The organism is Sphingomonas sp. FG14, assembly GCF_057809675.1.
Map to the genome: position 1 here is coordinate 49,077 of NZ_JBMDKK010000010.1, position 12,745 is coordinate 61,821.

Consider the following 12,745-nt stretch of genomic DNA (forward strand, 5'->3'; position numbering starts at 1 on the left):
TGGCAGGGCGCGGGCGAATCCGAAGCGGCTAGGCCGCCTTGCCCTGCAATGCCTTTTGCCGGCGCCGCTGCACCGAACTGCCGATGCCCATCGCCTCGCGATATTTCGCGACGGTGCGGCGCGCGATATCGAACCCCTTTTCGCGCAGCAGGTCGACCAATGTGTCGTCGGACAGGATCTTTCCCGAATCCTCCGCGGCGATCAGCGACTTGATATGGCTCTTCACCGCTTCGGCGGAGACCGCGTCGCCGCCATCGGCCGACTGGATCGCGCTGGTGAAGAAATATTTGAGCTCGAACATACCCCGCGCGCAGCTCAGATATTTGTTGCTCGTGACGCGACTCACCGTCGATTCGTGCATGCCGATCGCGTCGGCGACCATGCGCAGCGTCAGCGGCTTCAGATGCGCGACGCCATGGGTGAAGAAATCGTGCTGCTGCTTCACCAGTTCGGTCGCGACTTTCAGGATCGTGCGCTGGCGCTGGTCGAGCGCCTTGACCAGCCAATTGGCGCTGGCCAGGCATTCGGACAGCCAGGCCTTCGATCCCTTGTCCTGCCGCCCGCCGGCCAGTTCAGCATAATAGCGGCGGTTGACCAGTAGCCGGGGCAGCGTCGCGCCGTTGATCTCGACCGCCCAGCCGGCGCCGCGCCGCGCCACGAAGATGTCGGGCGTCACGGCCTGCACGCGCTCGCCGCCGAAGCGCAGGCCGGGCTTGGGATCGTAACCCCTGAGCTCGCGGATCATATCCGCCATGTCCTCGTCATCGACGCCGCACATGCGCTGGAGCTGAGCGATGCGGCCCGACGCCAGCATGTCGAGATTGGCAATCAGCCTTTCCATGCACGGATCGTAGCGATCGGCCTCCTTCGCCTGCAATGCCAGGCATTCGGACAGGCTGCGCGCGCCGACGCCGGTGGGGTCGAAGGTCTGGATGATGGACAGCACATGCTCGACATGGTGGAGCGCGATGCCAAGTCGCTGCGCGACGTCGAGCGGACTGGCGGTCAGATAGCCGGCCTCGTCGATCAGGTCGATCAGATGCGTCGCGATGAAATGATCCTGGCCGGACAGGCAGGCGCCGGCCTGTGCGAGCAGATGATCGACGAGCGAGGGCGCATCCGCCGCCATCGCGTCGAAGTCCGGCCCGTCCTCGCCGAACCCGGCACCGCTCGCGCCGGTCAGCCCCAATCCACCGTCGAGGCTGCTGTCGGCAGCGCTGTCGTGATGGAAGGTTTCCGCGCCATAGTCGACGTCCAGCGGCGCGTCGGCGCCGGCGTCGCCGGTTTCGATCAGCCGGTCGGCGGTGATCGGTTCGTCGCCGAAATCGTCGCCGCCCGAATCGCCGTCACCGTCATAGTCGCCGCCATCGTCCGACGATGCAGCGTCGGGCGAGGCGCGATCGTCGTCGCCTGCCGGCCCACTTTCGAGCAGCGGGTTCTTCTCGATCTCCTCGGCGATGAAGGTCTCGATCTCCAGGTTCGACAGCGCCAGCAGGCGGATCGCCTGTTGAAGCTGCGGCGTCATCACCAGGGACTGGCTCTGGCGGAGGTCGAGGCGGGGGCCGAGCGCCATGGCTAGCAGGCGTGGTTCACAAGAGGAGGCTCACAGGGGGAGGCTCACAGGGAGGGGCTCATAGGGCGAAACCTTCGCCCAGATAGAGACGCCGGACATTCTCGTCGGCGACCAGCGCTTCCGGAGAGCCAGCGAACAGCACGCGCCCATCATAGATGATGCAGGCGCGATCGACGATGTCGAGCGTCTCGCGAACATTGTGATCGGTGATGAGCACGCCGATATCGCGGCTTTTCAGATCCTTCACCAGATCGCGGATATCGGCGATCGAGATGGGATCGATGCCCGCGAACGGCTCGTCGAGCAGCATGATCGATGGACTGGCGGCCAGCGCGCGCGCGATCTCGCAGCGCCGCCGCTCGCCGCCCGAAAGCGCCATCGCGGGGGCGTCGCGCAGCCGCTGCAGGCCGAATTCGTCGAGAAGCTGGTCCAGCCGTCCGCCGCGTGCGGATTTGTCGGGCTCGGCGAGTTCGAGCACCGCCATGATATTCTGCGAGACAGTGAGCCCACGGAAGATCGACGTTTCCTGTGGCAGATAGCCGAGGCCCAGGATCGCACGGCGATACATGGGCAGGCCGGTAATGTCGTCGCCGTCGAGCAGGATGCGGCCGCTGTCGGGCTTCACCAGCCCCATGATCGAATAGAAGCAGGTCGTCTTGCCCGCGCCGTTGGGACCAAGCAGGCCGACCACTTCACCGCGCGCGACCGAAAGCGACACGTCGGAAAGAACACTGCGCTTGTCATAGGCCTTGGCGATCGAAACCACCGCAAGGCCGTTGGTGACCGCGCGCGCGGCCTCCGCGGTCATCGGCGATTCCATCGTCGCTGCGTCGTCCATGCCCGTTCCTTCCGGCAAACCCAGAACCTGATCCGCTTCAATGCGCGCGGAGAGTTACCAAGATGCGACGTCCTCGCCAATTGGCAAGATTCATGCATGACTAAATTTGTCGTGCTTTGCCGTCGAACCGGCGAAAGGGCTCAGTTCGTCTTGCGTTCCGGCACGGTGAAACGGCCGGTCACGCGTCCGCCGGCGCCGCTCGTCGCATTGCCGCCGCCGCCCACCGCGCTGCCGTCGATCACCGAGCGCCCGCTGTTGAGGTCGATGACCAGCCGGCCGCCATTCACCCGGTTGGCGCCCTGTTCCAGCGTGACGCCGCCGACCATGGTGATCAGCCGCCGGTTGAGGTCGTAGATGGCGACGCTGCCGCGCGCGGTTTCGCTCGCGGTGCGCACCGTCACGCCACCCGATGCATCGAGCCGCTGGATATCGACGCCGCTTCCGCTTCCGCCGCCGCTATTGGCATAAGCGACGGTCAGCCGCGCAGCGTCGAGCGTCATCCCGCCCTGACGAACGCGGACATTGCCCGAAAACACCGCCCGATCGGACCGGTCCTGCACTTCGATGCGATCGGCCTCTACGTCGACCGGGCCACTGGCATTGTGGTTGCGCAGCGCCTGGCCGATCGCCGGCCCGCCGAAGGTCGCGGCGGCGATCGCGGTGGCCGCCAGCGTGCCAAGGAAAATGGTGCGCATGGTCTTCATCCTATTTCACCCCTCCCTGCACGATCCGCATCCGCACGCGGCCGTCGAGCGTGACGGTGCGGTTGGGCAGATCGGCGCGCAACTGTCCGGCCTGGAAGGTGCCGAGCCGCATCTTGCCCTCCACCGGGCCGGTGCTCGTCACCTGCCGGCTCTTCAGATCGACCGCGACGTTGGAGGTTTCAAGCTGATATCCGTCGGCCGCCGCGAAATGCACCGGGCCGTCGACCGCCACTGTCTCGCGATTCATGTCGTATCGGCCCTGATCGGCGTTGAAGGTGGCCGGCCCGTCGGGAAGCTTGATCGATGCCGATAGCCTGGACAAGTTCACCACCGGATCGCGCGAGGTCTTCTGCACGGCCGAACCGGCGGTGAGGGAGAAAGGCTGCCCCTTGCTGTCCTCGCCGCGATATGTGGCCTGGGTCACCCGCATCCGCTCCTTGGCGATCTCCACCTTGTCCTTGGCCAGCACGAAGCTGATGTCGCCGCGCACGGCGAGCGGAGCGATCGCCAGGAACGCCGCGAGCACACCGATCGCGCTGGGCAGCAGCCAGCCGAGGAAACCGATCAGCCGATCATGCGATCCGCCGGGCGCCGCCCAAATCTGGCGTTGTCCGCGGACGCGATCGGCGATTTCAGACATGGGCGAAGATGTCGATCTCGGGCCAGCCCTCCAGGTCGAGGGCGGCCCGGTGCGGCAGGAAGTCGAAACAGGCCTGCGCCAGCGCGGTGCGGCCCTCGCGCGCGAGCCGGATGTCGAGCTCCGCCTTCAGCCGGTGCAGATACCGGACGTCGGACGCCGCATAGTCGCGCTGGGCGTCGTTGAGTTCGGGGCCGCCCCAGTCGGAGCTTTGCTGCTGCTTCGAGATGTCGGTCTGGAGGATCTCCTTGACCAGCTCCTTCAGCCCGTGGCGGTCGGTATAGGTGCGTATCAGCCGCGACGCGGTCTTGGTGCAATAGACCGGTGCCGCGACGACATGCAGATAGTGCTGGATCGCCGCCAGGTCGAAACGCGCGAAATGATAAAGCTTGAGCCGCGCCGGATCGGCAAGCACCGCGCGAAGATTCGGCGCGGCATAATCGCTGCCCGGCGCGAATCGGACGAGATGCTCGTCACCGCCGCCATCTGAGATCTGCAACAGGCACAGCCGGTCGCGCGGCGTGATCAGGCCCATCGTTTCCGTATCGACCGCGACGGGGCCGTCTGCCAGCACGCCGGCGGGCAGGTCTTCTTCGTGGAAATGCACAGTCATGGCGCGGCCTTACGCGTTTCCGCGCGGCGGCTCAATCGGCCTTGATAAGGCGTGCGCCGATCAGTCCTGCGCAGGGGGGCGGGCTTTTCGCGCCTGCGCGCGGCGCGCGGCGATGTTAAGCGTCTCGACCAGCGCGGAGAATGCCATCGCCGCATAGATATAGCCCTTGGGCACATGGACGCCGAAACCATCGGCGATCAGCACCGCGCCGATCATCAACAGGAAGCCGAGCGCCAGCATCACGACGGTGGGGTTGCGGTTGATGAACTCGGCCAGCGGATCGGCGGCGAGCAGCATCACGCCGACCGCGAAGATGACGGCGACATACATGATCTGGACATGCTCGGTCATGCCGACCGCGGTGAGGATCGAATCGATCGAGAACACCATGTCGAGCAGCAGGATCTGAACGATCGCCGAGGTGAAGGTGAGCTGTGCCACCTGCTTCTTGTCGAGCACGCTGTCGTCAGACGGAACAGGATCCATCGAATGATGGATTTCCTTGGTCGCCTTCCACAGCAGGAAAAGTCCGCCGGCGATCAGGATGAGGTCGCGCCACGAGAATTGCGTTTCGAACGAGGGTTCGCCGTGCGATCCGATCGGTCCGACCAGGCCGAGATCGAAGACCGGAGCGGTCAGCCCGACGATCCAGGCGATCATCGACAGCAGCGCCAGCCGCATGATCAGCGCCAGCGCGATGCCGATTCGCCGCGCTTTCTGGCGCGTCGCTTCTGGCAGCTTGTTCGACAGGATCGAAATGAAGATCAGGTTGTCGATGCCCAGCACCACTTCCATCACCACGAGCGTGACAAGCGCTGCCCAAGCGGCCGGATCGGAGAGAAGTGCTGAGATTTCGGTCATGATCGCCAGCCATCGCATGCTCTGCGCGATGGCCGCAAGGGGCGATGTGGACGCTATCACATTGGCAAGATGAAATATGTCGCAGTGTTGTGTTTTTTGCTTTATGACGAATCATGGCGTGTCATATTTTCGCGCCCAGATTTCTGTGTCCGTCGCCCGGCGCCGAGCTTCTGATTAGAATGGGGCGAACCGGGAAAGACCAACAGGGCATGAGTTTCGATAGAGGACGCCGCGGCGAGCGCGGTGGTCGTGGCAGGGATAAGCGCGACGGTTTCGGCGACGACAGCTTCGGTGGCTACGAGGATCGCGGTCGCTTTGGCGGCGGCGGTGATCGCTTCGGCGGCGGCGGCTTCGGTGGTGGTGATCGCTTCGGCGGCGGCGGCGGCGGCGGTGGCGGCGATCGCTTCGGCGGCGGCGGTGGCTTCGGTGGCCCGCGCGGCGGCGGTGGCGGCTTCGGCGGCGGCGGCGGTCGCGGCGGCATGCCCGCCCAGGTGATCGGCGAAGGCACCGGTATCGTCAAATTCTTCAACGGTCAGAAGGGCTTCGGCTTCATCGTCCGTGACGATGGCGGCGAAGACGTGTTCGTTCATATCAGCGCGGTCGAACAGGCCGGCCTGACCGGCCTGGCCGAAGGCCAGCCGCTGGGCTTCACGCTGGTCGATCGTGGCGGTCGCATTTCGGCGACAGATCTGAAGATCGAAGGTGAGCCGCTTCCGGTGCAGGATCGTGGCGCTGCTGCGCCTCGCGCCGCTGGCCCCGGTGGTGCGGGCGGACCGCAGCGCCAGCTGACCGGTGAGCGTGCATCGGGCACGGTCAAGTTCTTCAATGCAATGAAGGGCTTCGGCTTCATCCAGCGTGACGACGGCCAGCCGGATGCGTTCGTCCATATCTCGGCGGTCGAGCGTGCGGGTATGAGCAACCTGAACGAAGGCGACCGTCTCGATTTCGACATCGAGGTCGATCGTCGCGGCAAGTTCGCTGCGGTCAACCTCCAGTCCAAGCACGACTGACCGGTTCGCGCTACGGCTAATGAAATAACCCCTTCCGCCGTGCGGGAGGGGTTTTTCGTATCGGTCGCCGCGCATGACGGCTTGCAATTCGGTGGCAGGCAAGTGAGGTTCGTCACATAGAACAGATATGGGTCGCGCTAGGCCGGAGCATCGTGCGGAGAAGTGGGAATCGGTTTTCCGCGAAAACGATGCGACCACGAATACCTGCAGCGGGCGGCACGACTCCCATATCGCGCCGCCCGCTGCACGCCGATAACGGTAAAGGGAAGCGCGAAAATGGACAGCCCGAACAATCCGAACATTCCGAATCTGATGCCGGAGCGCGCAGCGCTCATCGAACGCACCAAGGCGATCCTGCTTCAGCCCAAGGCGGAATGGGAACGCATCGATACCGAGCCCATGACCGTCGCCGGCATCTATCGCGCGCATGTGATCCCGCTCGCCGCGATCCCGGCCGTGTGCACAGCCATCGGCAGTCTGGTGTTGGGCCATTCCATGTTCGGCATCACCTATCGGCCGTCGGTGGCCGGGGCGGTGACGGGCGCGGCGGTCAGCTATGCGCTGACTCTGCTTGGCGTCTATGTGCTGGCGGTGATCATCGACGCGCTCGCGCCCAACTTCAACGCGACGCCCAATCGCATCCAGGCGTTCAAGGTCGCCGCCTATTCATGGACCGCGTCCTGGGTGGCCGGCATATTCGGTCTTATCCCTGCACTCGCCTGGCTTTCCCTGCTCGGCATCTACGGATTGTTTCTGCTCTATCTTGGTCTGCCGCGCCTGATGAAGGCGCCGGAGGAGAAGGCGCTCGGCTATACGGCGCTGACCGTGGTCGCCGCGATCGTGCTGGCGATTGTCGCCAGCGCGATCACCGCGCCGGTGGTGGCGATGTTCGCACGCACCGCGCCTGCGGGGCAGCTCGAAGGCAAGCTCGCGGTCCCCGGCGTCGGCTCGGTCGATCTCGGCAAGCTCGAAGCCGCGTCGAAGAAGATGGAGGCGGCCGCCAACCAGCTCAACCAGGTCGGCACGCCAGGTAACGGCGCCGCGATCGCGCTGCCGGCGGATCAACTCCAGGCGCTGTTGCCGGCCGCCCTGCCGGGCTATGGCCGCACCGAGATCGCAAGTTCGTCGGGCAGCGCCGCCGGCGTCGGCGGTTCGCATGCCGAGGCGCGCTATACGGCCGGAGAGGGCAATATCCGGCTCGAACTGACCGATATGGCCGCGGTCGGCGCGCTCGCGGCATTGGGCAGCGCGCTCAACGTCCAGTCGAGCCGCCAGACCGAAACCGGCTATGAAAAGACCCAGACGATCGACGGCCGCATGGTCAGCGAAGAATGGGACGGTCAGTCCAAGAGCGGCAAGTTCAGCGTGGTCGTGGCCAACCGCTTTCTCGTCGAAGCGCGCGGCGACAATGTCGATATGAATGCGATCAAGGGCGCGGTGATGGCGGTCGGCATCGACCGGCTGGAAGGTTTGGCGAAGCAATAATACGCGATCTCGAAGATGCTCATGCATCCTCGATCGGAAGCAGCCAAGGATCAGTCGCGCAGGGCGGCGATCCGGGCGTCGATATGGCGGCGCTCGACCGTGTTGGCGGTTCGGATGGCTGCCTGTCGAAGCGCCGCGATCGCATCTTCGGTTCGGCCGGTTCGGGCGAGCAGTTCGCCGCGCACGAGCGCGAGCCGGGCATGATCGCCAAGCCTGTCGTCGAGCCCCTCGAGCAATGCGAGTCCAGCCGCCGGATGGACCGCTTCGGCGACCGCGACGGCACGGTTGAGGCGCACGACCGGAGATCCAGTCAATGCCTCAAGGCGTGCATAGTGTGCGGCGATCGCCGGCCAATTCGATCCTTCGGTGCCGCAATGCGAAGCCGCGATCAGCGCTTGCAGCCGATAGGGGCCATCAGCGGCCGGTGCCGCGATCAGTGTGTCCGCAGCCGCGATCTCGTCGTGCCTCCACAGGTTCCGATCCTGATTCTTGAGCAGGACAAGCGCGCCGTCGCCGTCCACGCGCGCGAAACGGCGTGCATGCTGGAACAACATAAGAGCGAGCAGCGCCGCGACCTCGCCGTCGCCCGGTATCAGCATATGGAGCAGGCGGCCCAGCCGGATCGCTTCCTCGGCCAGCGCGGTGCGGATCAGGGCTATGCCCGCCGAGCCGGCATAGCCCTCGGTGAACAGCAGATAGATCACCGCCAGAACGCCGTCCCGTCGTTCCGCGCGTTCGGCGGGCTCGGGTTCGCGAAAAGGGATGCGCGCGGCGGCGATCTTGCGCTTCGCGCGCGTGAGGCGCGCGGCCATGCTGGGCTCGGCGACCAGGAAGAGCCGCGCGATCTCCGGCGTGGCGAGCCCCACGACCAGCCGCAGCGTCAACGCCACCTGCGCTTCCCGCGCCAATGCGGGATGGCAGCAGGTGAAGATCAGCGCCAGCCGCTCGTCGGGCAGAGTGTCGGGATCCACGGTATCCATGCATCCGTCCTCTGCGTCGATCACCAGCCGCCGCCGGGCATCGCTGGCGGTGGCGCGACGGCGCAGCCGGTCGATCGCCTTGCGGATCGCCGCGCGCATCAGCCATGCGGAGGGGCGCTCGGGAACGCCGCCAACGCCCCAGGCCCGCGCCGCCGAAGCGAAGGCATCCGCCAGCGCGTCCTCTGCCAGATCGAGATCGTCGAAGCGGCGCGCAAGCAATGCGAGCAAACGTGCCCAGTCCGCCCGATAGGCCGCTTCGATTTCCCGCGCGGCGTTCAGGGCGTGCCGCAATGGTTGACGACCGGCCGAACCTCGACCGTGCCCGACAGCATCCTGGCGAAGCCCAGCGCCTCGTCGAGATCCGCGGCCTCGATCAGGTAGAAGCCGCCCAGATGTTCGACAGTTTCAGCAAAGGGGCCGTCAGTGACGATGCTCTGGCCGTTCGTCGTGCGCACCGTCGTCGCGGTCGCGGTGAGATCGAGTTCCTCTCCGGCGAGATGGCGTGAACCCAGCGCCTCACCGAGTCGGCCATGCTCGGCGAAGATCGCGGTCATCTCGTCCGGGCTGGCATTCGCCCAGTCCGATTCCTTGCCGTAGATCAGCAGCGCATATTTCATCGTCGGTCCTCCTCATGGATCATGAAACCGTATCGCCGTGTGCGCGGCAATCCGGTTTCACGCCCCATGACGCGCGGCATTTCACCGAATCGACAGGCTGGCCGAAAAAATCATGTGATCATCGCCGTCAGCGTGCTGATCCGGTCGGCTTCCTCGGCGGGCTTGTCGGTGCGGATGCGCGCGATCCGGGGAAAACGCATCGCGACCCCGGATTTGTGCCGCTTGGAGGCGTGGATCGAATCGAACGCCACTTCCAGCACCAGCGTCTTCTCCACCTCGCGCACCGGGCCGAAGCGGTTGACGGTGTGCTGGCGGACGAAGCGGTCCAGCCATTTCAGCTCCTCATCTGTGAAACCGAAATAGGCCTTGCCGACCGGCAGCAATTCGCCCGCATCGGTCCAGCAGCCGAACGTATAGTCGGAATAGAAGCTGGATCGTTTGCCCGAGCCGCGCTGGGCATACATCATCACGCAATCGGCGATCAGCGGGTCGCGCTTCCATTTGTACCACAGCCCCACGCGGCGGCCGGCGACATAGGCGCTGTCGCGGCGCTTGAGCATCACCCCTTCGATCGCGGCATCGCGGGCGCCGGCACGGATCTGCGCGAGCGCCTCGAAACTGTCGGCGTCTATCACGCGCGAAAGGTCGAACCTGCCGGGCGCGAGCCTTGCCACAAAGGCTTCGAGACGGATGCGGCGATCCTGCCAGGGCAAGGCGCGTATGTCCTCGGTTCCGTCGATCAACATGTCGTAGAGGCGGACAAAGGCGGGATAATCGGCCAGCATCCGCGCGGAAACCTGCTTGCGCCCGAGCCGCTGCTGGAGCGCATTGAAGCTTGCCGCTTCCCCGCCCTGGGCATCGCCCTTCACCAACAGTTCGCCGTCGAGCACGCCGTCCGCATCGAAATCGGCCGCCACCTCGGGAAAGCTGTGGGTGATGTCGTCGCCCGCGCGGCTGTAGAGCCGGATCTGGCCCGCGACGCGGACGATCTGCACGCGGATGCCGTCCCATTTCCATTCGGCTGCATAGTCATCGAGCGAGACCGCCGTGTCGTCCAGCGGATGAGCCAGCATGAAGGGGCGGAAGACCGGAACGTCCGCAGCGGTCGGTTGCTCGCCTCGGCCCTCCGCCCAGTCGAACAGTGGGGCATAGGGCGGGCGGATGCCGTGCCACACTTCCTCTACCGCATCGACGTCGAGGCCGAAGCCCTGCGCGAGCGCGGTCTTGGCCAATCGGGCGGACACGCCGATGCGCAATGCGCCGGTCGCCATTTTGAGCAGAGCGAAGCGCTCCTCGGGATTCAACCGGTCGAGCAGATCGGCGAGTACCGCCGGCGCATCCGATCGCGACAATGTGGAGAGCTGATCGACGATGCCACTCAGGCTGAGATCGACCTCGCCCGCAGGCGATGCCGGCGGATCGGGCCAGATCAGCGAGACCGTCTCCGCCGAATCACCGACATAGTCCCGGCTCATCCGGAACAGCACCGGATCGACGCGAGCATCGACCATCGCGCGGATGATTGCCGGCTTCACCGCAGGCAGATCGAGATCGCCGGTGAGCGCCGCCATCGCCCAACCGCGGTCGGGGTCGGGCGTAGCGATCAGATAGTCGGCGATAAGCTTGAGCTTGGCGTTGCGCGAACGCGTGTAGATCAAGCGATCGAGGAGCGCGGCGAAGGCGTGCATTATCGCTCAGACTAGGCGGGATCGTCCGGCGGCGCCATCACCTCGCGCGCGCCGGTTCAGGTAACTTTCTTCACGGCCGTGAGGCCGAGGACCAGGAAGATCAGGAAGACGGCAATGGCGACGAAGAACAGGATTTTGGCGATTCCGACGAACGCGCCGCCGACCCCGCCGAAGCCGAGCGCGCCGAGAACGAGGCCCGCGATGAGGAATATTAGGGCAGCCTTGAGCATTTTCCGTCTCCTTTCGGTGCAGACATGATCAACAAATTGCCTCGGCCGGCGGTTCCGTTAGGACGCGGCGGTGATGAAACTCCGTCTTGCCCTGATCTTGTCGTCCCTGGTCGGAATCGGGTTGATCGCGTCCGGCTATTGGCAGGCGACACGCGATCCGATCATGCGCTCCACCTATGTGTCGCTGCCTGGCTGGCCGGTGGGGCAGCCGCCTATCCGGGCCGTGCTGATGTCGGATCTCCATGTCGCCGGGCCGGACATGCCACCCGAACGGCTCGCGCGGATCGTTGGGCAGGTGAACGCGCTTTCCCCCGATATCGTGATGATCGCGGGCGATCTGGTGAGCGACAAACCCTTCGCCACGCGGCACTATGCCGTCGAAGCGGCGGTGGCGCCGTTTCGCGGGTTGCGTGCGCCGCTGGGCGCGATCGCCGTGCTCGGGAATCACGATCATGCACGCGACACCGCCGCCTTCCGCCGCGCGATACCCGCAACGGGCGTCACCTTGCTCACCAACCAGGCCGTCCGGCGCGGGCCGTTGACGATCGGCGGGATCGACGATGAGATCACGCGCAATGCCGATGTGGCGAAGACGATGCGCGCGATGGACGCGTTGTCCGGACCACGACTGGTGCTCAGCCATAGCCCGGACATTGTTCCGCTACTCCCCGAGCGTATCCCCCTGGTGCTGGCCGGGCACACCCATTGCGGACAGATTCGCTTGCCGTTGATCGGCCGCATCTCCACGGCATCGCGCCATGGTGAACGCTATGCCTGCGGCCGGATCGAGGAAGCAGGGCGCACGATCATGGTGACGGCTGGCCTCGGCACCAGCGTCGTGCCGCTACGCTACGGCGTGCCTCCCGATCTCTGGATCGTCACGCTCGGCCCATGAAGGTGAGTCAGCCGAACAGATCGAGCAGCGCCCAGATGCCGAGGATCGCGAAGATCGTGGCGGCGGCGATGCGGATAGCGGCCATCGGCAGGACGCGGGTGATGCGATCGCCCAGGAAGACGGCGGGCACATTCGCGATCATCATACCCAATGTCGTGCCCATCGCGACCAGGGTCACCGCCTGATATTGCGCGCCGAGCGCGACGGTCGCGATCTGCGTCTTATCGCCCATCTCGGCGAAGAAGAAGGCGATGGTGGTGGTCAGGAACGCGCCATAGCCGGATTTGGGCTCGGCTTCCTCCTCGTCGATCGAATCGGGCACCAGTGTCCATGCCGCCATTGCGATGAATCCGAGCGCCACCGCCATGCGGAACCAATAGCCATCGAGCAGGCCGGCGATGGCGGCGCCGGCCCATGCCGCCAGCGCATGATTGATGATGGTAGCGGCCAGGATGCCGGCGACGATCGGCCATGGCCGGCGGAACCGGCAGGCGAGCACGATGGCGAGCAGCATGGTCTTGTCGCCGATCTCGGCAAAGGCGACCAGCAGCGTCGAGGAAAGCAGGACTTCCATGGAAACGAGACTCCGGCCGGACGGAAGGCACTACCAACGA

14 protein-coding genes are annotated in these 12,745 nt (G+C 65.5%); 3 read left to right on the top strand and 11 right to left on the bottom strand.

Annotated features, from left to right (window positions below; translation table 11 throughout):
- Window positions 1-28: 28 nt before the first annotated feature.
- The 6 genes from rpoN to ACODTA_RS21235 all read right to left on the bottom strand — a co-directional run bounded on the left by rpoN (window position 29) and on the right by ACODTA_RS21235 (window position 5,226).
- Window positions 29-1,573: an RNA polymerase factor sigma-54 gene (gene rpoN / locus ACODTA_RS21210; RefSeq protein WP_489068335.1), complete on the bottom strand. Its 1,545-nt coding sequence runs from the start codon at window positions 1,571-1,573 to the stop codon at window positions 29-31.
- Between the two features lie 58 nt (window positions 1,574-1,631).
- Window positions 1,632-2,411 carry an LPS export ABC transporter ATP-binding protein gene (lptB, locus tag ACODTA_RS21215; protein WP_489068337.1) on the bottom strand — a complete coding sequence of 260 codons (780 nt, stop codon included), beginning with the start codon at window positions 2,409-2,411 and terminating at the stop codon, window positions 1,632-1,634.
- 140 nt (window positions 2,412-2,551) lie between these two features.
- Window positions 2,552-3,106: an LptA/OstA family protein gene (locus ACODTA_RS21220; RefSeq protein ID WP_489068339.1), complete on the bottom strand. Its 555-nt coding sequence runs from the start codon at window positions 3,104-3,106 to the stop codon at window positions 2,552-2,554.
- Window positions 3,107-3,116: 10 nt separating this feature from the next.
- Window positions 3,117-3,755 (bottom strand): LPS export ABC transporter periplasmic protein LptC, encoded by a 639-nt coding sequence (gene lptC / locus ACODTA_RS21225; RefSeq protein ID WP_489068341.1) that lies wholly within the window; start codon window positions 3,753-3,755, stop codon window positions 3,117-3,119.
- Window positions 3,748-4,365, bottom strand: a complete 618-nt coding sequence (locus ACODTA_RS21230; protein ID WP_489068343.1) for a ribonuclease D — start codon at window positions 4,363-4,365, stop codon at window positions 3,748-3,750. Before ACODTA_RS21230 ends, lptC begins: the two co-directional genes overlap by 8 nt.
- Window positions 4,366-4,425: 60 nt before the next feature.
- Entirely contained in the window at window positions 4,426-5,226 is an 801-nt protein-coding gene (locus ACODTA_RS21235) for a TerC family protein (protein ID WP_489068345.1), read from the bottom strand.
- A gap of 209 nt (window positions 5,227-5,435) precedes the next feature.
- On the opposite strand from ACODTA_RS21235, the gene ACODTA_RS21240 reads away from it, so the two are divergent.
- Complete coding sequence (locus ACODTA_RS21240) at window positions 5,436-6,236, top strand: cold-shock protein (RefSeq protein ID WP_489068347.1); 801 nt, start codon at window positions 5,436-5,438, stop codon at window positions 6,234-6,236.
- 312 nt (window positions 6,237-6,548) lie between these two features.
- Window positions 6,549-7,721 carry a Yip1 family protein gene (locus ACODTA_RS21245; protein WP_489068349.1) on the top strand — a complete coding sequence of 391 codons (1,173 nt, stop codon included), beginning with the start codon at window positions 6,549-6,551 and terminating at the stop codon, window positions 7,719-7,721.
- Between the two features lie 50 nt (window positions 7,722-7,771).
- On the opposite strand, the gene ACODTA_RS21250 is transcribed toward ACODTA_RS21245, so the two are convergent.
- From ACODTA_RS21250 to ACODTA_RS21265, 4 genes are all read right to left on the bottom strand, one after another.
- The gene (locus ACODTA_RS21250; RefSeq protein ID WP_489068351.1) at window positions 7,772-8,992 is read right to left on the bottom strand and encodes an RNA polymerase sigma factor; all 1,221 of its coding nucleotides are present in this window, start codon (window positions 8,990-8,992) and stop codon (window positions 7,772-7,774) included.
- A complete protein-coding gene (locus ACODTA_RS21255) occupies window positions 8,977-9,318 on the bottom strand; it encodes a YciI family protein (RefSeq protein ID WP_489068353.1) in 342 nt (113 codons plus the stop codon). Before ACODTA_RS21255 ends, ACODTA_RS21250 begins: the two co-directional genes overlap by 16 nt.
- Window positions 9,319-9,428: 110 nt before the next feature.
- Window positions 9,429-11,006 carry a cisplatin damage response ATP-dependent DNA ligase gene (locus ACODTA_RS21260; RefSeq protein ID WP_489068355.1) on the bottom strand — a complete coding sequence of 526 codons (1,578 nt, stop codon included), beginning with the start codon at window positions 11,004-11,006 and terminating at the stop codon, window positions 9,429-9,431.
- A gap of 56 nt (window positions 11,007-11,062) precedes the next feature.
- Entirely contained in the window at window positions 11,063-11,236 is a 174-nt protein-coding gene (locus ACODTA_RS21265; protein ID WP_489068357.1) for a DUF1328 family protein, read from the bottom strand.
- A 73-nt stretch (window positions 11,237-11,309) separates the two neighbouring features.
- Between ACODTA_RS21265 and ACODTA_RS21270 the strand changes: the two genes are divergently transcribed.
- Window positions 11,310-12,131 carry a metallophosphoesterase gene (locus ACODTA_RS21270; protein ID WP_489068359.1) on the top strand — a complete coding sequence of 274 codons (822 nt, stop codon included), beginning with the start codon at window positions 11,310-11,312 and terminating at the stop codon, window positions 12,129-12,131.
- A 7-nt stretch (window positions 12,132-12,138) separates the two neighbouring features.
- Here ACODTA_RS21270 and ACODTA_RS21275 read toward each other — a convergent pair whose 3' ends face one another.
- Window positions 12,139-12,705, bottom strand: coding sequence for a TMEM165/GDT1 family protein (locus ACODTA_RS21275; protein ID WP_489068361.1), 567 nt, complete (start codon window positions 12,703-12,705; stop codon window positions 12,139-12,141).
- Between the last annotated feature and the right edge of the window lie 40 nt (window positions 12,706-12,745).